The sequence below is a fragment of the Pedococcus sp. genome (assembly GCF_036554925.1).
Taxonomy (GTDB): Bacteria; Actinomycetota; Actinomycetes; order Actinomycetales; family Dermatophilaceae; genus Pedococcus_A.
The window spans coordinates 1-19,954 of the sequence record NZ_DATBMI010000051.1 but is presented as its reverse complement, the minus strand read 5'-3'; the positions used below and the strand labels follow the sequence as shown (position 1 = coordinate 19,954).

At 73.7% G+C, this 19,954-nt stretch carries 18 protein-coding genes and 1 tRNA gene; 11 read left to right on the top strand and 8 right to left on the bottom strand.

Annotated elements, in window-relative coordinates; all coding sequences use genetic code 11:
- Positions 1-38 precede the first annotated feature (38 nt).
- The 4 genes from purM (at position 39) to VIB11_RS04170 (ending at position 2,809) form a co-directional block, all read left to right on the top strand.
- Positions 39-1,157, top strand: a complete 1,119-nt coding sequence (gene purM / locus VIB11_RS04185; RefSeq protein WP_332028655.1) for a phosphoribosylformylglycinamidine cyclo-ligase — start codon at positions 39-41, stop codon at positions 1,155-1,157.
- Positions 1,158-1,216: 59 nt separating this feature from the next.
- Complete coding sequence (locus VIB11_RS04180) at positions 1,217-1,735, top strand: hypothetical protein (RefSeq protein ID WP_332028653.1); 519 nt, start codon at positions 1,217-1,219, stop codon at positions 1,733-1,735.
- A gap of 107 nt (positions 1,736-1,842) precedes the next feature.
- Entirely contained in the window at positions 1,843-2,232 is a 390-nt protein-coding gene (locus VIB11_RS04175) for a hypothetical protein (protein WP_332028651.1), read from the top strand.
- A 64-nt stretch (positions 2,233-2,296) separates the two neighbouring features.
- On the top strand, positions 2,297-2,809 hold the full coding sequence (locus tag VIB11_RS04170) for a hypothetical protein (RefSeq protein ID WP_332028649.1): 513 nt from the start codon (positions 2,297-2,299) through the stop codon (positions 2,807-2,809).
- A gap of 164 nt (positions 2,810-2,973) precedes the next feature.
- On the opposite strand, the gene VIB11_RS04165 is transcribed toward VIB11_RS04170, so the two are convergent.
- Together VIB11_RS04165 and VIB11_RS04160 are read right to left on the bottom strand one after the other, a co-directional pair.
- Positions 2,974-3,171, bottom strand: a complete 198-nt coding sequence (locus VIB11_RS04165; RefSeq protein WP_332028647.1) for a DUF3073 domain-containing protein — start codon at positions 3,169-3,171, stop codon at positions 2,974-2,976.
- 207 nt (positions 3,172-3,378) lie between these two features.
- Positions 3,379-4,470, bottom strand: coding sequence for a Glu/Leu/Phe/Val dehydrogenase dimerization domain-containing protein (locus tag VIB11_RS04160; RefSeq protein ID WP_332028646.1), 1,092 nt, complete (start codon positions 4,468-4,470; stop codon positions 3,379-3,381).
- Between the two features lie 192 nt (positions 4,471-4,662).
- On the opposite strand from VIB11_RS04160, the gene VIB11_RS04155 reads away from it, so the two are divergent.
- Complete coding sequence (locus VIB11_RS04155; RefSeq protein WP_332028644.1) at positions 4,663-4,851, top strand: BldC family transcriptional regulator; 189 nt, start codon at positions 4,663-4,665, stop codon at positions 4,849-4,851.
- Between the two features lie 30 nt (positions 4,852-4,881).
- Here VIB11_RS04155 and VIB11_RS04150 read toward each other — a convergent pair whose 3' ends face one another.
- From VIB11_RS04150 to VIB11_RS04140, 3 genes are all read right to left on the bottom strand, one after another.
- Positions 4,882-5,556: a DUF6766 family protein gene (locus VIB11_RS04150; RefSeq protein WP_332028642.1), complete on the bottom strand. Its 675-nt coding sequence runs from the start codon at positions 5,554-5,556 to the stop codon at positions 4,882-4,884.
- Positions 5,557-5,639: 83 nt separating this feature from the next.
- Positions 5,640-6,050: a hypothetical protein gene (locus tag VIB11_RS04145; RefSeq protein WP_332028640.1), complete on the bottom strand. Its 411-nt coding sequence runs from the start codon at positions 6,048-6,050 to the stop codon at positions 5,640-5,642.
- 53 nt (positions 6,051-6,103) lie between these two features.
- A complete protein-coding gene (locus VIB11_RS04140; protein WP_332028638.1) occupies positions 6,104-7,786 on the bottom strand; it encodes an ABC1 kinase family protein in 1,683 nt (560 codons plus the stop codon).
- Positions 7,787-8,034: 248 nt separating this feature from the next.
- Here VIB11_RS04140 and VIB11_RS04135 point away from each other — a divergent pair, with 248 nt between their 5' ends.
- The gene (locus VIB11_RS04135; protein WP_332028636.1) at positions 8,035-8,421 is read left to right on the top strand and encodes a hypothetical protein; all 387 of its coding nucleotides are present in this window, start codon (positions 8,035-8,037) and stop codon (positions 8,419-8,421) included.
- Positions 8,422-8,451: 30 nt separating this feature from the next.
- Here the strand turns inward: VIB11_RS04135 and VIB11_RS04130 are convergent, their stop codons facing one another.
- Complete coding sequence (locus VIB11_RS04130) at positions 8,452-8,877, bottom strand: OsmC family protein (protein WP_332028634.1); 426 nt, start codon at positions 8,875-8,877, stop codon at positions 8,452-8,454.
- A gap of 148 nt (positions 8,878-9,025) precedes the next feature.
- Here VIB11_RS04130 and VIB11_RS04125 point away from each other — a divergent pair, with 148 nt between their 5' ends.
- The gene (locus tag VIB11_RS04125; RefSeq protein ID WP_332028632.1) at positions 9,026-9,388 is read left to right on the top strand and encodes an iron chaperone; all 363 of its coding nucleotides are present in this window, start codon (positions 9,026-9,028) and stop codon (positions 9,386-9,388) included.
- A gap of 11 nt (positions 9,389-9,399) precedes the next feature.
- Here the strand turns inward: VIB11_RS04125 and VIB11_RS04120 are convergent, their stop codons facing one another.
- Positions 9,400-11,910: a hypothetical protein gene (locus VIB11_RS04120; protein WP_332028631.1), complete on the bottom strand. Its 2,511-nt coding sequence runs from the start codon at positions 11,908-11,910 to the stop codon at positions 9,400-9,402.
- A gap of 190 nt (positions 11,911-12,100) precedes the next feature.
- A tRNA-Phe gene (locus tag VIB11_RS04115) sits at positions 12,101-12,177 on the bottom strand.
- Positions 12,178-12,465: 288 nt separating this feature from the next.
- On the opposite strand from VIB11_RS04115, the gene VIB11_RS04110 reads away from it, so the two are divergent.
- Genes VIB11_RS04110 through VIB11_RS04095 form a run of 4 tightly spaced genes read left to right on the top strand, consistent with a single transcriptional unit; the run spans position 12,466 to position 19,911 of the window.
- A complete protein-coding gene (locus VIB11_RS04110) occupies positions 12,466-14,298 on the top strand; it encodes a glycoside hydrolase family 15 protein (protein ID WP_332028629.1) in 1,833 nt (610 codons plus the stop codon).
- A gap of 3 nt (positions 14,299-14,301) precedes the next feature.
- Positions 14,302-15,492, top strand: a complete 1,191-nt coding sequence (locus VIB11_RS04105) for an FHA domain-containing protein (RefSeq protein WP_332028627.1) — start codon at positions 14,302-14,304, stop codon at positions 15,490-15,492.
- Positions 15,476-16,282 carry a protein kinase domain-containing protein gene (locus VIB11_RS04100; protein WP_332028625.1) on the top strand — a complete coding sequence of 269 codons (807 nt, stop codon included), beginning with the start codon at positions 15,476-15,478 and terminating at the stop codon, positions 16,280-16,282. Before VIB11_RS04105 ends, VIB11_RS04100 begins: the two co-directional genes overlap by 17 nt.
- Positions 16,279-19,911, top strand: a complete 3,633-nt coding sequence (locus tag VIB11_RS04095; RefSeq protein WP_332028623.1) for an ABC transporter transmembrane domain-containing protein — start codon at positions 16,279-16,281, stop codon at positions 19,909-19,911. Before VIB11_RS04100 ends, VIB11_RS04095 begins: the two co-directional genes overlap by 4 nt.
- The last annotated feature ends 43 nt before the right edge of the window (positions 19,912-19,954 follow it).

Genomic DNA, 19,954 nt, shown 5'->3' with positions numbered 1-19,954 from the left:
GACCGGGAGGCGGGTGGCGGGGCGGCTAGGCTGCTCGCGTGAGTGAGCCGATCACGTATGCCGCAGCAGGGGTCGACGTCGAGGCCGGTGACCGTGCCGTCGAGATGATGAAGGCCTCGGTCCGACGTGCCACCCGGCCGGAGGTCATCGGCGGCCTCGGCGGCTTCGCCGGCATGTTCGACGCCTCCGCCCTCGCCGGCATGACCCGACCGGTGCTGGCCACCTCCACCGACGGCGTCGGCACCAAGGTGGCCATCGCGCAGGCGCTCGACCGCCACGACACCATCGGCTTCGACCTGGTCGGCATGGTCGTCGACGACATCGTCGTGTGCGGCGCCGAGCCGCTGTTCATGACCGACTACATCGCCACCGGCCGGGTCGTGCCCGAGCGCATCGCGGCCATCGTCTCCGGCATCGCGGCCGCCTGCGAGCAGGCCCGCGTCGCCCTCGTCGGTGGCGAGACCGCCGAGCACCCGGGGCTGCTCGAGCCGGACGAGTACGACGTCGCCGGCGCGGCGACCGGCGTCGTGGAGTACGCCGACGTGCTCGGGCCGGACCGCGTGGTGCCGGGTGACGTGGTGCTGGCGCTCGGGTCGAGCGGGCTGCACTCCAACGGGTACTCCCTCGTGCGGCGCGTGATCGGCGCGGCCGGGTGGGGCCTCGACCGCGAGGTGGCCGAGTTCGGCCAGACGCTGGGCGAGGAGCTGCTCACCCCGACCCGGGTCTACGCCGCGGACCTGCTCGACCTGGTCCGCACCGACGGCATCGACGTCCACGCCCTCTCGCACGTCACCGGGGGCGGCCTGGCGGCCAACCTCGCCCGGGTCCTGCCGGCCGGGGTGTTCGCCCGGCTCGACCGTGCCACGTGGACGCCACCGCCCGTCTTCACCACCATCGGCGAGCTCGGCCGCGTGCCCCGGGCCGACCTCGAACGCACCCTCAACATGGGCGTCGGCTTCGTCGCGACGCTGCCCGCCGACCAGGCGGACCTCGCCGCGCGCACGCTGGAGGCCCGCGGCATACCGGCCTGGGTGCTGGGTGAGGTCACCGCGCGGGACGAGGCGCCCGTCGCCGGCGGTGTCGAGGTCGTCCACGGCGCCAAGGGCGTCGAGGGAGGGGCGGTGCAGGTGGTGGGCGAGCACCCGCTGGCGGGCTAGGCGCCGCCCTACGCCACCTGCCGGAGGAGGCGCTCCGTCGGCGCGCCTAGCGTGGGGGCGTGGGGCTGATCCACCGTTCCCGTGGGAACGCCGACGACGACGCAGCCGTGACACCTCCCACACACGCCTTCGGCACCGACGCGGAGGACCCGGTCGTGCGGCAGTACCGCTTCCTGCTGCGCACGGCGCCGCCCGATGCCCTCGAGGCCGCCCACGTGGAGGCGCTTCCCGCCCTCGACCCGGACACCCGGGCGGCCGTGCTCGCCGCGGTCCAGGAACGGCTCGTGGCGGGCCTCCGACTCGGCCCCGACGACATCACGCGGCTGGCGCACCTCGTCACGCTCGGGGAGCGCCGAGCGCCGGGGTACGTGGTGGGCGGCCTCGACAGCGCCGCCCTCCTTCGCCTCTCGGAGGCGGTGATCGCCAGCGAGGCATCCTTCGGGCTCTTCACCGGGTATGCCGCGTGGGACGGCACCGAGCCCGAGGTCCGGGAGCCGCGGGGAGACATGGCGGGCTTCGACGAGACCTGGCACCAGCACCTGCACAGGATCGTGCCCGACTCCGAACCTGGCCCGTAGCGCTGCGGCCGGCGCACCTGCCCGCGCCTCCGGCCACGGCCACGCGCGGGGTCGGCTGGGTCGCAGTACTCAGGCGCGCGCCCGCCGCGAGGGCCCACCCTGTGCCCATGAGCACTCAGGCGAGCACCTCGGGGTCGGCCGACCAGCGGGCCGCGCTGCTGTGGGCGGCCGTCGTCGGGTGGATCGGTGCACTGGCCCTGGCCGCCATCGCGACGCTCTGGTGGGCCGTGGCCGGCATGCTGGTCGCGGTGGTGGAGGCCGTCCGCCCAGAAGCAGACGCTTCGCCGGACCCGTCAGGACTCGTGGCCGGGACCGCGGTGGCGATGGTGCTGTGCGTGTCCGTGGCGCTGGGAGCGGCCTGGGTCGTCGCCCGCGCCCCCGGGACGGCGCTGCCGCCGGCCCTGGTCGGGGCCTGTTCGGGTGTCGTCGGTTCGCTGGTCGGGCTGGGGGTCCTGTGCGTCGTGCTGGGCATCGACCCCTCGAGCCTGCTGCCCTGACCGTTGGGCTCTGCCCGACCGCGGGTCGTTGGCACGCCCACCCCGTCGGAGTACCGTCGTGCGGGTGAGATGGCCGAGGGGCGCGCGGCAGGCCTCGGACACCAGCACGGCGTCCGAGGACCCCACGGCGCGCAGGTACCGCTACCTGTTGCACACGGCCCCGCGGGAGGACCTCGAGGCGGCGCACGTGGCGGCGCTGGGTCAGATGGCCGAGGAGGACCGGCGGACCGTGCTCCAGGCGGTGCGGGACCAGCTCGTCGTCGGTCAGCACGTCTCCGAGGAGGACACCTCGCAGATCGCCCACCTGATGGTCCTGGGGGAGCAACGCCGACCGGGCGACGTGCTCGCCGCCCTGCCCCGCCCGGTGCTGGTCACCCTCGCCCAGAGGGTCATCGGCACGGCTCCGGCAGAGCGGAACCTCGACGGCTACGCGCAGTGGGACGGCCGCGATCCCGTCGTGGACGAGTCGCGGTGGGACCACGGAGGGTTCACGAAGGACGAGCGGTGGAGACGCCCGCCCCTCAGCCACACCAGCGGCTTCAGCCAGGGCCCAGCCCACGGTGGGGGAGGAGAGTAGTCCGGACGCGGCCCGGCTCGTGGTGCTGGCGCTGACCGGAACCGTCACCTCATGAGCGGCCACACGGGACCCGCCGCACGAGGGTGCGCGTCATCACACCGAGTGGTGTCAGTGACACGGGCACGTGGCCCGCGCATGAGGGACGGTTCAGTCAGCAGGTCAGGTCACCGCTGACCCGAGGCCCACTTTCCGTACTCGTCGTAGTCGTCACCCTCGTCGACGTCGTCGGAGACCCGCTCCGGCTGGTCGTACGTGGCGCCGTGTAGTTCTCGCTCAAGCGCGCTCAGGTCGGTGTTGGGAGAGAAGTACTTCAGCTCCCGAGCGACCTTGGTCTGCTTGGCCTTGGCCCGGCCGCGCCCCATGGCGTGACCCCCTCATGCGTCTGCCGGGACGGCATCGCTCGGTCGGAGGGCCCGTGGGCCCTTCGACTCCACGGAGCGGTCCCGGGAATCGTGAATGTGTCGTGGGGACAACGCTACCGCAGCGACGCAAATTTCGCGTCGCCCTCGCCGGTGTCGGACGCTCCGGGCGGCCGGGACGAGGCCCGGAGCGCCGGACACACAGGCGGGCTACCGGGCCGGGAGCCAGATGCCGCCGGCCTGCGCCGCTGCCATGCGCTCCTCGGCGATCCGGTCGGCTGCCGCCGCGGGGGTGATACCCCGGGCATCCGCGGTCTCGAGCACCTCGAGGGTGTGGTCGAAGATCGCTGCGGCACCCTTCTTCGCGCGCTCGAAGTCGAACCCGTGGAGCTCGTCGCTCACCTGGATGACCCCGCCGGCGTTCACCAGGAAGTCGGGGGCGTAGGTGATCCCGCGCTCCCGCAGCCGGTCGGCCGTGCCGCCCTCACCCTCGGTGACGAGCTGGTTGTTGGCGCCACCGCAGACGACCGAGGCGGTGAGGGCCTCCACGGTCGTGTCGTCGAGGGCACCACCGAGCGCGCACGGCGCGAAGACATCGAGGTCGGCGCGGACCAGGGCGGTCGTGTCGGCGGCCACCTCGACCTGCGGGTACGTGGCGGTGAGGTCGGCGACGGCCTTGTCGTTGACGTCGGTGACGATGACGCGTGCGCCGTCCTCGAGGAGGTGCCCGGTGAGGATACGACCCACCTTGCCGACACCGGCGATGCCGACCGTGCGACCGGCCAGCGTCGGCTTGCCCCACAGGTGCTGGGCGCAGGCGCGCTGGCCCTGGAAGACGCCGTAGGCGGTGAGCACCGAGGAGTCGCCGGCGCCCCCCTTGGCCTCGGACCGGCCCGTCGCCCAGCGAGTGGTCTCGCTGACGATGTCCATGTCCGCGACGTACGTGCCCACGTCGCAGGCCGTGACGTAGCGGCCGCCCAGGCTCTCCACGAACCGGCCGTAGGCGCGCAGGAGCTCGGGGGTCTTGTCGGTGTTCGGGTCGCCGATGATGACGGCCTTGCCGCCGCCGAGGTCGAGGCCCGCCACCGCGTTCTTGTACGCCATCCCCCTGGACAGGCGGAGGACGTCGTCGAGGGCGGCCTGCTCCGAGGCGTACGGGTAGAACCTCGTCCCGCCGAGCGCCGGCCCGAGGGCCGTGCTGTAGATCCCGATGATGGCCCGCAGGCCGGTGGTCTTGTCGTGGCAGAACACGACCTGCTCGTGCTGGGACAACGGGCTGGTAGGCGACGAGGACGCGGTCACGGTGGTGACTCCTAGAGCTCGGTGGTGCGCAGTGGACGTGGCGCGGGTCACGCGCCAGACCCAGCGTATTCCCCCCGTTTGCCCCTCGGCGTGACTAGTCCCTATGGGCCATTACGGACCACCCATACGGATTGTTCCCAATGTGCGGCGGTTGTCCGATTATTGAGGCCTGGACTACTTGAGGAGAACGTCATGGTCACTCGCCCCACTGAGGCCGAGAAGCTGCTCACCCCAGCTGAGGTGGCATCGCTTTTCCGCGTGGACCCCAAGACGGTGACCCGCTGGGCCAAGGCCGGCAAGCTGAACTCCATCCGCACGCTGGGTGGACACCGGCGGTACCGCGAGGCCGAGGTCCGCGCGCTGCTGTCCGACGTCCTCTGAGGCGCCGGCTCCCGGTATCACCGCGGCCGGTCATCCCTCGACGCCCGTCGACCCGTGGGGCTCGCCCACGGGCTTGGACTCGGGGGAGCCGCGCTCGCGCAGGAAGATGCTGAGCACCACCATGCTGGCCACGGCCAGGAACTCGGACTGCCAGTTCTGCAGGGTGCGGTTCCAGAAGTCCGGTGACAGCGCGTACTCGCCCCAGCCGGCCGGGTCCTGCAGTGTCTGGAGCTGCTCCGAGTTGTAGGCGCTGCGCCCGGCCACGAGCTGCGCCAGCCAGGACAGCACGAAGAACGCACCCATCGTCAGGCCCAGCGACCGCGAGTAGACCCGAAGCCGCCAGCCTCCGGCGCGCGCCCAGCGCGGCGAGTCGGGTCGCACGTGGGCGCCGACCTTCTGCTGCTCGTCGCTCTCCCGCCCCGCCCTGTCCAGCTCCTTCGACTCCGGCGAGCCCTTCTGGAGCAGCCACACGGTGAAGAGGATGTAGAGCAGGAACTGGAGGTACTCCGACTGCCAGTTCTCGGCGACGTCGACCGCGAAGTGCGACGACGTGACGTACTCGGCGAGGCTCATCACCGGCAGGCCGGCGCCCGTGGCCTGCTCGTTGTAGGAGGCCCGGCCGGTGAGCGCCTGGCCGAGGAGGGCGAGCACGAGCAGGGTGCAGAACGCCAGGCTGAGGGTGTACGGACGCAGCGCCTGCCTCATCGCTGCATCACCCCGATCGCGATGCAGTACCCGAGGCCCACGACCACGAACGCCACGATGGCGACGAAGAGGAGCCGCATCGCTCAGCCCCCCGCGACGACGCAGTCGTAGGGGCGGCCGCCGTTCGCCGTGCAGCCGGCCGCCGTCACCCGCCAGCCGTCGGCGAAGCGGGCGAGGAAGAGCGTGTCGCGGTCGAGGCGGACGATGGCGTCCTTGCCGAACACCTCGACGTCGCGCGCGGCCGAGGACTCCGGGAGGCCCTGCGCCGGCAGGAGGCGCGAGCACGAGCCGGGCTCCGCGCCCTCGAGGTCCTCGCGCGTCCCGGGCGCCAGCAGCCCGCACGCCTTCGTGGGTGCGGTGCTCGCGGACGCACCGAACGACAGGGCGGCAGCCACGGCGGACCGACCCTCCGCGGAGCCCTGCCCCGTACAGGCGGCGACGAGGGCCGCCAGGACCAGCCCCACGGCATACCGCTGCGGTGCGCGCAGTCTCACAGCAGCGACCCTAGCCGCGGCCCGGCGCCCCCACTCGCCGTCACCGCCGCGGGTCACGGGCGCGGGTCGCGGTCTCGGGTCTCCCTCCGGGCGATGCGGCGGTCCGTCACCACGATGGAGACGACCAGGGCGGCCCCGCCGAGGGCCGCGAGCAGGAAGAACACCATCGCGATGGAGGGGTAGCCGAGGATCTCCGAGTCGGTCGGAACCTGCATCATCAGGGCGGCGCCGACCACGAGGGCGGCGAGCACGATGCCGGTGGTGAGCCGGTTCGCGAGGCGTTGCAGGACGTGGAGGAAACGGGCCTCGTCGATGGCGTCGACACGGACGCTGAAGGTGCCCTCGGCGAGGCGCTCCATGACGCGGTTGGCCCGCCGGGGGAAGTTGGCGGTGAAGTCCTTCGCGTCGATCGCGGCGGCCATGATGCCGCTGGGCGAGACCCGCATCCCGCTGCCCATGATCCCGGCGACGCTGTCGCGGATCGCCTTCGCCGGGGAGAAGCCGGGGAACAGGTGCGTCGTCACCTGGTCGAGGTTCAGCAGCGCCTTGCCGACCATCGCCATCTCCGCCGGCGGTCGCAGCCCGTGCACGCCGGAGAGCCGGCTCAGCTCGAGCAGGACGGCACCTGCCTGGACATCGCCGCCGAGGGAGACGGCCCGGGTCACCAGGGCGGCGACGTCCTCGCGGAACCGGTCGGCGTCGTAGCCGTCCAGGGGGGAGCCCATCGACGCCAGGACCGCGGCGGCCTCCTCGCCGTCCGCGTCGCTGATCGCGAGCAGCAGCTTGACGATGCTGTCCTGCACCCGCGGGGGCACGGTCGCCACCATCCCGAGGTCGATGAGGGCGAGCCGGCCGCCGGGAGTGAGCAGGACGTTGCCCGGGTGCGGGTCGGCGTGGAGGAAACCGTCGACGAGGATCATGTGCAGGTACGCGGCGAAGAGGTCGCGCACCAGCGGCTCGCCGTCGACCTCGAGCAGGCCCAGCGGCCCGACGTCGGTGACCTTGCGCCCCGGCACGAAGCTCATCGTGAGCACGCGGCTGGTCGTGTAGTCGGCCACCGGCTCGGGGACGACGAGGTGGGGGTGCTCGGCCGTCAGCTCTTTCAGCCGGACGAGGTTGGCGGCTTCCCGCTGGTAGTCGAGCTCGCCGGCCAGGGAGCGTCGGAACTGGCCGAGCAGCAGGCCGAAGCCGTAGCGGCGGCCGACGTCCGTGTGCCGGTCGGCGAAGTCGGCGAGCCGGCCGAGGGCCTCCATGTCGTCGCGGACGGTCTCCCGGATGCCGGGCCGTTGCACCTTGACCACGACCTCGCGTCCGCTGCGCAGCGTGGCCCGGTGGACCTGCCCCAGCGAGGCCGCCGCGATCGGCTCCTCGTCGAAGGCGCTGAAGGCGTTGCGGATCGTGACGCCGAGCTCGTCCTCGACGATCTGCCTGACGTCCTCGAACGGGAACGGGTCGACGCGGTCCTGCAGGCGGGTGAGGGCTTCGGTGTAGGCCGGGGGCAGCAGGTCGACGCGCGTCGAGAGCAGCTGCCCCAGCTTGATGTACGTCGGACCCATCGCCTCGAGGTCTGCCGCGAGGTCGTGGGCGAGGTCGGCGCTGCCGGCCGGCCGCTCCTCGTCGACAAGGAACTCGTCGAACCCGGCCCCGGTCACCACGTCGGACCGGCCGTGTCGTACGAGGAGGCGAGCCAGGGCGGCATACCGGGCCGCATGAGCAGGCTTGAGCGGCAGGGTCATGACGGCATCCTGCCGTACCGGCGGGTGTCTGTTCGGCCGGGGAGGTGGATCCCCCAAAGAGACGAGGCTGGGCAAAGCCTCGGCCTTGACAGGGTCAAGAGTCGGTAAAGAGCGGATCAGAGTCTGGTGCGAATCCCTTGAATGACACCACGTTCTACGGCAGAGCGATCCCGGGGTGAGGGGAACCTGCTCGGTCTCGGCCGGCTGGCGAGAACGTCACAGACCTGGCCCGGATGGAGGAGCGGATCATGAACTGTCTCGGTGCGTTGGTGCGCGAGGAGATGGCCTGGCGGGACTGGGACCTGGCCGAGCTCGCGGCCAGGACGTCCCTCAGCGAGGACGAGCTGCTGCGGCTCTTCGACGGCGAGCGGCTCGCCGACTGGCCGAGCTCGCGGGTGGTCCACGCCCTGGGGCAGGCCTTCCGGATCCCCACCCAGGACCTCGTGCTGCTCGCGGCGCAGGCCTGCGGGCTGGCCGTCGAGCGCGAGGCGCCGCGCGCGGACCTCGCCACGGTCGGCAACGAGGACCTCATGCGCGAGCTGCGACGAAGGCTGGTGCTCGGCGCCAGCACCGGCAACTACATGACCACGAAGCGGGGTCACCTGTCGGCGGTGCCCCGGACCGAGGTGGGCTGACGACGGCCTCGCCGCCGCCAGCCCACGCGCTCAGGCGAGCCGGGCCTCCAGGCTGATCGGCACCGCGGCCAGCGCCTGGCTGACCGGGCAGCCCTTCTTGGCGCCCTCGGCGGCCTCCTGGAACTGCTCGACCGTGAGCCCCGGGACGTCTCCGACGACCTTCAGGACGATGCCGGTGATGCCGGTGCCGGGCTGGAAGGTCACCTCGGCGGTGGTGTCGAGCGTCGTCGGGGCGTTGCCGGCCTGCGCCAGCGCGTGCGAGAGAGCCATCGAGAAGCACGTGGAGTGCGCGGCGGCGATCAGCTCCTCCGGGCTCGTGCGGCCGTTGGCCTCCTCGGCGCGCGACGGCCAGGTGACGTCGTAGGTGCCGATGCCCGACGACTCCAGCGTGACCTGACCTGCGCCCTCCATGAGAGAGCCCTCCCAGTGCGCGGACGCGGTGCGCGTGGTTGCCATGCTGTGCTCCTGTTCAGTCGCTTGCTCCGTATGCCGTGGCGGCGCCTCCCAGCGTTCCGGCACCGGCCGAGGATGGCAACCGATGCCCACGTGCGAGGAGCGACGATGGAGGTCAGGCTGGGACCAGCGAGGCAGGAGGACCTCCGTCATGGCAGAGCGGTTCGCCAACGTCGACGACTACATCGCGTCCTTCCCGCCCGAGGTCCAACAGGTCCTCGAGCAGGTGCGCCGGACGATCCACGGCGCTGCACCGGGGCTGGAGGAGGCGATGAGCTACGGGATTCCCACCCTGCGCCGCGGTGGCCGCTACCTCGTGTACTTCGCGGGGTGGAGGAGCCACGTCTCGGTGTACCCGGTCCCAGAGGGTGACGAGGCCTTCGCCCGCGACGCCGAGCAGTACCGGAGCGGCAAGGGCACGTTGAAGTTCCCACTGGCCGAGCCGATCCCGTACGAGCTGATCTCCCGTCAGGTCGAGCTGCTGGCCCAGGAGCACGCCGCCCGGGGCTCGTGAGCCGCTCAGGACTACGTGGCCTCCGGAACCAGGCCCGCAGCCGGTGCCCGGGCGCCGGGCCGCACGGCGTCCACGGCGTCCTGCCAGTCGGGTGACCGAGGGAAGTCCGAGTGCTTGCACATGCGCAGCAGCGGGCCCAGCATGCGGTCGTTGTCGGCGGGCGTCGGGTCGAGCAGGCGCCAGTCGGGACCGCTCTCGCGTCGGCCGGTCCGGGCGCTCACCCGGTCGGCCTCCTGCCCTGCGCCGCCGACGTGCCGGGACCGCGGGGTGCCCCGGGTCATGGGGGTGCGGTCCCACGACAGGACCGGCCCCGCGATCGGGTCGGTCTGGCGGTAGAGGTTGACCCAGCGGCCGCGCAGCCTTTCGTGCACCGCGGTGACCAGCGCGAAGTCCACGTACGCGGGAAACGCGCGGGGAAAGGCCACCTGGAGCTGGGAGCCGTGCGTGACCAGCCCGACGCGGCCGAGCTCCTCCTCGCTCAGCCAGAGCAGGGAGGCGAGGCCGATGAGGCTGCCCTGGCTGTGCGGAGCCAGGACCACGTGGTCGGCCGGGCGCCCCTCCATCGGCTGCACGTCGAGAGCCCCCGTGTGGAACCTGATGCGCTGTGCCAGGGCCGGGACTGCCGTCTGCGAGTAGGGCGGGGGCACGAAGGGGTGGGCGGAGTGCGGCCAGAACGACACGACGTCCCAGATGATGTTGACCCCGCGCCGGGTCTCGCTGGCGCGGACCGCCTGCCGGCCCAGGAGCAGCAGCAGGCCGGCCAGGCCGACGAGGGCGTAGGTGCCGAGGTCGGCGAACAGGCTCGAGGACTGAGGGCTCTCGACCTCGCTCAGCTCGCCGAGGGCCACCGGGAGGTCGCCGAGGGGTGTCGACTCCAGGGAGGCGGCGAGGCTCATGGCGAGGCCCAGGGTCGCGGCGCTGACGAACACCACCGGCAGCGCGTTCTTGAGCAGGGCCACCTCGCAGGCCGTGGCCACCCGTCGGTAGGCAGCGCCCGCCTCGCCGTCCTCGACCCAGCCGCCGCCCTTCCGGCGTCGGTGGGGCAGGGTCCTGCCGTTCGCGGGGTCATCGGGGCACCACAGGGGCGCGTAGGCCGCGCGCACCTCCTCCGTGGTGCCTCGCGCGCGCCACAGCACGCGCCCGAGCAGGGCAGCCGCCAGCACCGCGCCCAGGACCACGGTCACACCCCACGCGTGGGCGATGCGGAAGATGAGCGGCGAGGGAGGGTCGACCCCGAGGGCGTTGGCGGTGGCGAGCACGGCTGCCGCGGAGTACCCGACGCCGAGGAACACGCCCACGGAGGCCATCGCCCACGGGGCCATGCCCGCGGCATACGGCCGGAAGGCCCGGGGAACGTCGTCCGCGGTGTGCCGGGTGAGGGTGGCCAGCACGCCGTTGGCTCCGAGCAGCCCCAGCATGACGACACTCATCGCGTAGACGAGCCACGAGGCGGAGGCCTCGAAGTCCAGGGGCTGCTGCGGCGCGCCCGGGTCGGGGCCGAGGACCACGGCCGCCAACAGCAGCGACGGGGCGGCGCCGGCGACCACCCAGCTGAGCCACTCGGCGACCCGGTGCCAGCGTTCGTGCCCGGCGCTCGCGATGGTCGAGCGCTCGGGGTCGCCGAGGACGGTCGCGATGACCGCGGCGGCGACGACCAGCCCGGCGCCGGCCGCCCCCAGCGGGGCGGCGGCCGGGGCCTGCCCCGACTGCTCGCCCTTGAGGGCCACGATCACCGCCACGACGCCGATGCCGGCGCCCAGGTGCAGCCGGCTGAGCGTCGGCGCGTGCAGCCGGCCGCCGTAGAAGTCCGGGCGGCACAACCCGACGGCGCCGGGCCGTGCGGGAGGCGCCTGGTCTCTCGTCTGGCCCGGGCCCGGCTCGCCTTCCGGCCGGTGGGTGTCGCGGGCAGGCATGAGCGCGGCCGCCAGCGACGTCGCGGGAGGGGGCACCGAAGGTTGGTAGCGAGGCTGCAGGCCCATGGCGAAGAGCCCGGCGACGACGAGCGCCGCTGCTGCGGCGGCGCCGAAAGGCAGCAGCCAGTCCGGGACGTTCCGCAGCCAGGAGGTCTGCCGGGCCTGGACGGTGAGCAGGTCGACGAAGATGAGTGAGCTGGCCAGGGCGATCGTGCAGGTCTGGCCGATGCCGACCAGACGGATCAGGGCGCTGGCGGTGGTGTGCGCGATCGACACGCCCCGCCGGTGGCTGCGGGGGTCGGGGAGCATGAACGCCGCCGCGTTGACGAACCCGAAGGGGATCAGCACGAGCCACAGGCCCTGGCGCCAGGAGCCCGCCGTGAACTGCCCCCAGTGGTATCCCTCGAGGATGCGGGTCGGGTCGGTCTGGTTCTCGTCACCGCTCGCGTCACACGGGCGGAAGAACCGGCTCCGGTCGTCGCCGGCCACCTGGCGCACGTGCTCGCTGGTGAGCATGGCTCCCGGCGGGGTCCCGCTCACCCCGTGGATCCGCAGCTCGACGCTGTACGCGCCGGTGGTGGCAGCCGTGGCGGCCCCGTCCCCAGTCATGGCCAACCCCCGGTCGTCAGTGCCGGGCTGCCAGCGGCGGACCCGGCGACGCGAGTCAGTGCCTTCGACGCTACTCCGCCGCCACGCAGGGGGGAAGCGAGCTGCCCGGGCCTGCGAAGGGGGGCACACCGGCGCCTGCTGGTAACACGAAGCCGCAGGCTCAACCCCTGATCGGGCCTGCGGCTTCGTGTGGTGGCCAGGGGCGGGGTCGAACCGCCGACCTTCCGATTTTCAGTCGGACGCTCGTACCAACTGAGCTACCTGGCCGTGACATGCACTCGCGACTGACCTTGGCTGAGGCTTCGCCCGCTGCTCGGGTCGGTCGCGACGGGAAGGAGCATAGCCCATCGCGCGGGCCCCTCCCGCATCGACGGGTCCCGGCACCGTCACCTCGGCGCACCGCGGCGCCGTCACCTCGGCGCACCCCGGCGCCGTCGCCGGGGTGCATCGCTGTCGCCGTGGTGCGCTTTCCGCCGGAGCCCACCGGAGCCCGACGGGGATACCATCGCTGGGCAGGGGCGCATCCTTTGGTGTCAGAGGCGAAGGCGGCGCGGTATGACTGCACCCGAGCGCGTGGCTGGCCGGCCGCCGACCCAGGTCCCGATCGAGGACCACGGGGTGATCGGCGACCTGCACACCGCTGCCCTGGTCTCGACCGACGGCGACATCGACTGGCTGTGCCTGCCGCGCTTCGACTCGCCCTCGGTGTTCGCCTCGGTCCTCGACCTCGAGCGCGGTGGCGTCTTCCGGGTGCGGTGCGAGGACGCGACGCGCACCAAGCAGATGTACCTGCCGGACTCGACCATCCTGCTGACCCGGTTCCTCGGGGAGAGCGCGGTCGGCGAGCTCGTCGACTTCATGGTGCCCCGGGAGCGCGGGAGCCGAGCCCCGCTGCAGCTCGTGCGCATCGTGCGCGCGGTGCGCGGCCGGGTGCGGGTCGACGTGCGGTGCCAGCCGGCCTTCGACTACGGCCGGGTCCGCACCGAGGTCGACATCGTCGAGGGGGCGGGGGCGTTCTTCTCCTCGCCCTCCGGGCAGCTCGTCCTCCGGGCGACCGTGCCGCTGGAGTCCGACGGCTCGGCGGCGGTCGCCCACCTGGTGCTGGAGGAGGGCGAGGCGCTCGCCCTCTCGCTCTCGCGGCAGGGCTCGACGCGGCCGCTCGACCTCGTCGAGGCCGAGGACCTGCTGACCGGCGCGCTCGGCTTCTGGCAGCGCTGGCTACGGCGATCGCGCTACACCGGTCGCTACCGCGAGATGGTCGAGCGCTCGGCCCTGACCCTCAAGCTGCTGGTGCACCAGCCCACGGGGGCGCTGGTCGCCGCGCCGACCACCTCCCTCCCGGAGGCCCTCGGCGGCACCCGCAACTGGGACTACCGCTTCACCTGGGTGCGCGACGCCGCCTTCACCGTCTACGCCCTGATGCGCCTCGGCTTCCCCGAGGAGGCGGCGGCCTTCATGGACTGGCTCGAGGCCAGGTGCACCGAGGTGCCGCCCGGCCACGGGCTGAAGATCCTCTACTCGATCGACGGAAGCCCGGCACCGGTCGAGGAGTCGCTGCCGCACCTCGCCGGCTACCGCGGGTCGCGCCCGGTGCGGGTGGGCAACGGCGCCGCCGACCAGCTGCAGCTCGACATCTACGGCGAGCTCATGGACTCGGTCTACCTCTACGACCGGCACGCCGAGCCGATCTCCTTCCAGCTGTGGGAGGCGCTGTGCCGTCAGCTCGAGTGGCTGGAGTCGCACTGGGAGAAGGCCGACCACGGCGTGTGGGAGGTCCGCGGGCCGATGCAGCGGTTCACCTACTCGAGCGTGATGACCTGGGTGGCGTTCGAGCGCGGCGGCCGGATCGCCCGGCACCGCGGGCTGCCGGGGCCGGTCGACCATTGGAAGGCCTGCGCCGACAGGGCCTTCCTGCACGTGCAGCGGGAGGTGTGGAACCCCGCCCGCGGCGCCTACACGCAGTACCCCGGCAGCCAGACCCTCGACGCCGGGGCGCTGGTCATGCCGCTGGTGAAGTTCACCGGGCCGCGCGACCCGCGGTTCCTCGCCACGCTGGAGCGCATCGAGGACGAGCTCGTCACCGACAGCCTCGTCCACCGCTACCACACCGACGGCTCCGACGGTTTCACCGAGTCCGAGGGCACCTTCAACCTCTGCTCGTTCTGGTACGTCGAGGCGCTCACCCGAGCCGGGCGTGTCGACCAGGCGCGGCGCACCTTCGAGAAGATGCTGACCTATGCCAACCACCTCGGCCTCTACGCCGAGGAGATCGGCCCGTCCGGCGAGGCGCTGGGCAACTTCCCGCAGGCCTTCACCCACCTCGGGCTGATCAGCGCGGCCGTCAGCCTCGACCGCGCGCTCGACCAGTCCTCCACCGGGCGGGGGTGAGCGGTGGCGCGCGGGAGGCTCGAGGGCCGGGTGGCGGTGCTCCCCGGCAAGGGGCTGGTGCACCGCCGCACCGACGTCCTGCTCGTCGTGCCCGACCCGGCCGCCGGGTCGCCGCACGCGCTCGCCGCCCTCGTCGCCCTCTGCACCGACCCACCCGACGGAGCCGAGCGGGTGCGCCGCCTGGCCAGGCTGGTCGCCGAGGCCGCACCCGGCGAGGTCCCGCCGTTCGCCGCCCTCGTCGTCGGGGACGTCTCCGTCGTCGCCGTCGCCCACGGCGGGGTCGGGGTCGGGGCCGGAGCACCCGCTGCCGAGGCGCCGGTGTGGGTCGAGCGGGTCCTCACGCCGCCACTCGGCGCCGTGCCGGTCGGGGGCCACCCCACCGATGACGGCACCGGGCAGGCTCCCGCCCTCCTCGACCTCCGCGACGGGACGGTGCCCGGGGGCGGGGCGGTGCTGTATGCCGCGGACGCGCCGTCGGCGGCATACCGCACGCCCGCCGTGGGCGGGCAGGAGCCCACCTCCCTGACCACCAGCCACACCGTGCTGCGGCGGACCGTGCCGGTGCGGAGCGTGCCGCTCGCAGGCAGCGAGCGGCGTCGACCGAGGGTGCGGCGCGAGCCGCTGCCGGTCGGCGAGCCCCCGCGAGGTGAGGGCACGAGCCGGTACGCCCCCGTCGTCGCCGTCGACGGCGTGCTGTGCGCTCTGGGCCACCTCAACGAGCCGGGGACGTCGCACTGCGGGCCGTGCGGCGCCGTGCTCGACCCGGCCGCCCCCGTGGTGCGCGGGCCGCGTCCCCCGCTCGGGGTCCTCGTCACCGACCAGGGGCTGGTCTTCACCGTCGCGTCCGACCTCGTGCTGGGCCGGGCTCCCGATCAGGCGCCGGAGGTGCGGGAGGGCCGGGCCCGGCCCGTGCTGCTCGAGGACGCGGAGCACGGCACCTCGCGGGTGCACGCCAGGGTGCGCCTCGACGGCTGGCAGGTCGTGGTCTGCGACGCGGGCTCGGCCAACGGCACGTTCGTCAGCACCTCTGGTGCCGCCGGGCCGTGGACGGCGGCCGACCCCGGTGGCACCCGGCTGCAGCCGGGCGACCGCGTGCGGCTGGGGCGTCGGCAGGTGATGTTCGAGCGGTGGCACATGCCGCCGGCGCGGGCGCGGCAGGCAGGGGAGGGCGTCGCCGGTGGACCGCGTCGCTGACTACGTCCTGCTCCGGGAGGTCGGGCGCGGGGCCCACGGCCGGGTCTTCCTCGCGCGGGCGCCCGAGCGGCTGGGGCTGCCCGACCCGCAGGTGGCGGTGAAGGTGCTGTCGGCGCCGGCGGACGACGACGGGCTGGAGGCGGTGGCCGAGGAGCTCGCGGTCTACGCCGACGTGGGGGCGCCGGGGCTGCTGCGCCTGTACGAGGTGGGACTGCAGGACGCCACCGTCTTCTACGCCATGAGGCACGAGCCGCTGGGTTCGCTGGCGGCACCGGCCAACCCGCTCTCGCGCGCCCAGGTGCTGGCTGCGGTCGCGACCGCCGCCCGGGCGGTGCACGCGCTGCACGAGGCGGGGCAGGCGCACCGGGCGGTGAAGCCGGCCAACGTCCTGTTGGGTCGGGGCGGGGCGGTGCTCGCGGAGCCGGCTGTCGCCCACCTGCTGGCGCGCGGCCACCCGCTGACGGGGGTCGGCACCCGCGGCGATGCCCGCGAGCTGGAGTACCTCGACCCGCGTCTGGTGCAGGGTCGCGAGCCCGGCCGGGCCAGCGACGTGTGGGCCCTCGGCGTGACCCTGCACGCCGCGCTGACCGGCAGCGGGCTCTACCCCGCCCTCACCTCCGCCGATCCGATGGTGGCCATGCGGATGTACCTGAGGAGTCAACCGGAGCCGGACGCCGACCTCTCCGACGCCGAGCGCGGCGTCGTGCTGCACGCGTTGCGGCCCGACCCGGCGGACCGCTACGCGACCGCGGAGGACTTCGCCCGGGACCTCGAGCGGGTGGCGGCGTGAGGGGCGGACCTCGGCGGCGCGGCGACCTGCGCCGCACGATCGCCATGTTCCGCACCCACTCGGCCGGGCAGCGGCGCAGCTTCGTCGGCGCGGTGCTCCTCATGGCGCTGGAGGCGGCCACGGCCATCGTGGTGCCGATCGTCATCGGCGACCTCACGGACCACCTCGTGCGCGGCAAGCCGTGGGCCCGCCTCGGCCTGGAGGCACCGGCGGACCTCACGATCCCTCTCTTCGCCGCCGCGATCATCGCCTTCACCGCGGTCAACAGCATCTCCGACGCCATGTCGGAGATCTCGCTGGCCAAGGCCGGCCGCACGCTCGGCTACAACCTGCGGGCGGCGCTCTTCGCCCACCTGCAGCGGCTGTCGCTGGCCTTCCACCTGCGTCGCAGCACGGGCGACGTGCTGACCCGCATCACCGGCGACGTGCAGGCCGTGGAGGAGTTCGTCACGGACTCCGTCAAGGACCTCGTCGGCAGCGTGCTGCTGCTCGCCGGCACCCTGACCTACCTCTTCACGCAGAACTGGCGGGTGGCGCTGCTCGCGATGGCCGTGGTGCCGGTGATGTCGGTGGTGTCGCAGTACTTCGCCAAACGGATCAAGACCGCCTCCAAGGAGATGCGTGCCCGTGAGGGGGAGGTCGCCACCACGGCCCAGGAGATGCTCACGACCATCAGCGTCGTCCAGACCTACGGCAGGGCGGCCCACGAGCAGGAGAAGTTCGACCGCGAGAGCCGGGGCGCGATGGCCTCGATCCTGCGCACCGCCCGCCTCGAGGCGCTCTTCGGCCTCTCGGTCAGCGTCGTCGAGGCGACCATCATCGCCACCCTCGTGGTGCTGGGGTCGCGGCTGGTCGAGGGTGGCACCCTCAGGGCAGGGGACCTGGTGGCCTTCATCCTGTTGATCCAGAACATGTTCAAGCCCACCCGCCGGATCATCAAGCAGTGGAACCGGGTCGCCAAGGTCTACGCCAGCGTCGAGCGCATCGACGAGCTGCTCAGCCGGGAGCCGGACGTGCAGGACGCTCCTGACGCCGTGCCCGCGCCACGGCTGAGCGGGGCGGTGGAGTTCCGCGACGTCAGCTTCGCCTACCAGCAGCCGCCCGGCGCCGACGGCGACTCCGCCGGCGAGGACGGTGCGGCGCCACGGCTGACCCTGCAGTCGGTCAGCTTCACCATCGACCCCGGCGAGGTCGTCGCCCTGCTCGGGCACAGCGGCGCCGGCAAGAGCACCGTTGCGCAGCTGCTGCCGAGGCTCTACGACCCGCAGGCGGGCGCCGTCCTCGTCGACGGCTACGACATCCGCGCGTTCACCATCGACTCGTTGCGCGCCCAGATCAGCATGGTGCTGCAGGAGACCATCCTGCTGCGCGGCACCGTGGCCGAGAACATCGCCTATGGCCGCGAGGGGGCCACCTTCGACGACGTGGTGACCGCAGCCCACCGGGCCCACGCGCACGACTTCATCATGGCGCTGCCGCAGGGCTACGACACCGCGCTGGGCGAGCGGGCCGCCACGCTCTCGGGCGGCCAGCGTCAGCGCCTGGCCATCGCGCGCGCGTTCATCCGTGACACCCCGATCCTCGTCCTCGACGAGCCCACCACCGGCCTTGACGCCCAGGCCTCGGCCTCGGTGGCCGACGCGCTCGCCGAGCTCGTGCAGGGCCGTTCGGCCGTGATCGTCAGCCACGACCTCAACCTCATCCGCCGCGTCGACCGCATCCTCGTGCTGTCCGGTGGACGCATCCTCGAGGAGGGGACCCCGGCAGACCTGCTCGAGCGCGGCGGGCTCTACGCCGACCTCTACGCCAGCCAGTTCGGCGAGGCCATGGCCGAGGCGGTGGGGGCGAGCGACGCGGTGGAGGCCGTGGTCGAGGTGCCGGTGGGTGGCGTGCCGGTGGGCGCGGCGCGGGTGGGTGCCGAGCCGCGGGTGTCGGGGGCGGAGCTCGAGGTGCCCGGCCCGCGCTGGGTCTACGCCGGCGAGGCCAGCCACGACCTGGTCTCGCCCGACGGCGACGACACCGAGGAGGAGCGCGACTCCCGCTTCGAGACGGCCCTCCACGAGGCGCTGCCGAGGGCCGCGACCCCGCGGGAGTACGGCGAGCTGCGCGGCTGGGAGCCACGTCACGCCGCCCCCGGGGCCCGCGCGGCACACCCCCACCCCGAGGTGGGCGCGGACGCCGACCCGCTGCGGTCGCCTGCCGTGGCCGCCGCGCTGCCCGGGCTGGCCGCTGCGCTCGACCCGGACGCGATGGCGCCCCGTCTGGCGGCCATCCTGCGCGACGGCTGGGTGCTCGAGTCGTGCGTGGCCGACAAGGTCGACCTCGACCCGGGCGGGTGCACGCGGCTGCGCTACCGCCTGAGGCTGCGCGGCCCGGGGGGCGAGGCGACCGAGGAGCACGTCGGGGGGCGGCTGTTCGCCGACCCCGCCACCGCGCAGGCGTATGCCGCCGGGCACCCGGTCGCCGCCGGCGCCGGCAGCGACTGGGGGCCCTTCGCGACCTCGGCCGAGCTCGTCGACGACCTCCGCCTGGTGCTCCACCCGTTCCCGTTCGACGCCGACCTTCCCGGCCTGCCGCACGCGGCCGACCCCACGGCGATGGGCAATACGCTGCGCGAGGTGCTGCCGAGGACCCTGCCGGGCCTGGAGCTGCAGCGGTGCCGGCCGGAGGTGGCGAAGTACGCCGTCGGCGACCACTGCGTGCTGCGCTACGAGCTGCTCTGGCGAGTCCTGCCGAGCCGCCGCACCGTGCGGCAGGTGGTCTACGGCAGGCTGCACCCGGACGGCCGCGGGGAGCGGGTCGGTCCGCTGCTCGACCACCTGCGCGACCGGCTCAGCGAGCGGCGGGCGACCTTCCTGCTGCCGCGATCACAGGGCTGGGTGCCCGAGCTCGGCCTCGCGCTCGTCGACGCCCTGCCCGGCACGCCGCAGGTGCGGGCGCTGGCGCGCCGCCAGGTCGGAGGAGACCACCAGGGCCCGGGCGAGGACCTGGACGCGCGGCGCGCGCTCGCGGCGTGCGCCGGGATCGCCGCGGCCCTCCACGAGCCCGTGCCCCCGGGCCTGGCGCTGCCGGGCGACCGACCGGGCGCCCCGGAGGGCCGCACCCTCGCCGGCGACCTCGACCGGCTGGGCGCGCAGCTCGCGGACCTGCAGCCCTGGGCACCCGGGCTGGTCGCCGGGCTGGCCGAGCACGCCGACGCGCTGGCGGCGTTCGTCGACGCGAGCGAGCCGATGCCGCCGGTGCTGGTCCACGGCGACTTCGGCCCGGCGGAGGTGCTCCTCGACGGGCCGGTGAGCGCGGTCTTCGACCTCGACGCCGCCACACGGGCCGAGCCCGCCGTCGACGTCGGCCACTTCCTCGCCCGGCTCACCCTCAGCTGCGTCGCCACGGCCGGACGGGAGGGCCTCCCGAGGGCCCTCGCGCTGGAGCGCGACTTCCTGGAGCGGTATGCCGCGGCCCACCCCGGCCTGGAGTCCGGGGCCCTGTGGCCGCGCGTGGCCGCCCACCGGGCGACCACCCTGCTCGGGGTCGCTGCGCGCAGCTGGCGGCAGGCCAAGCCGGAGCGGGTGCGGCTCGCCCTCACGCTGCTGGGCGAACCGTCGCCGGTCCGGCAGAAGGAGTACCGGTGAGCCGGGGCCATACGCGGATCGACCGTTGACACCCCCCTCGCGC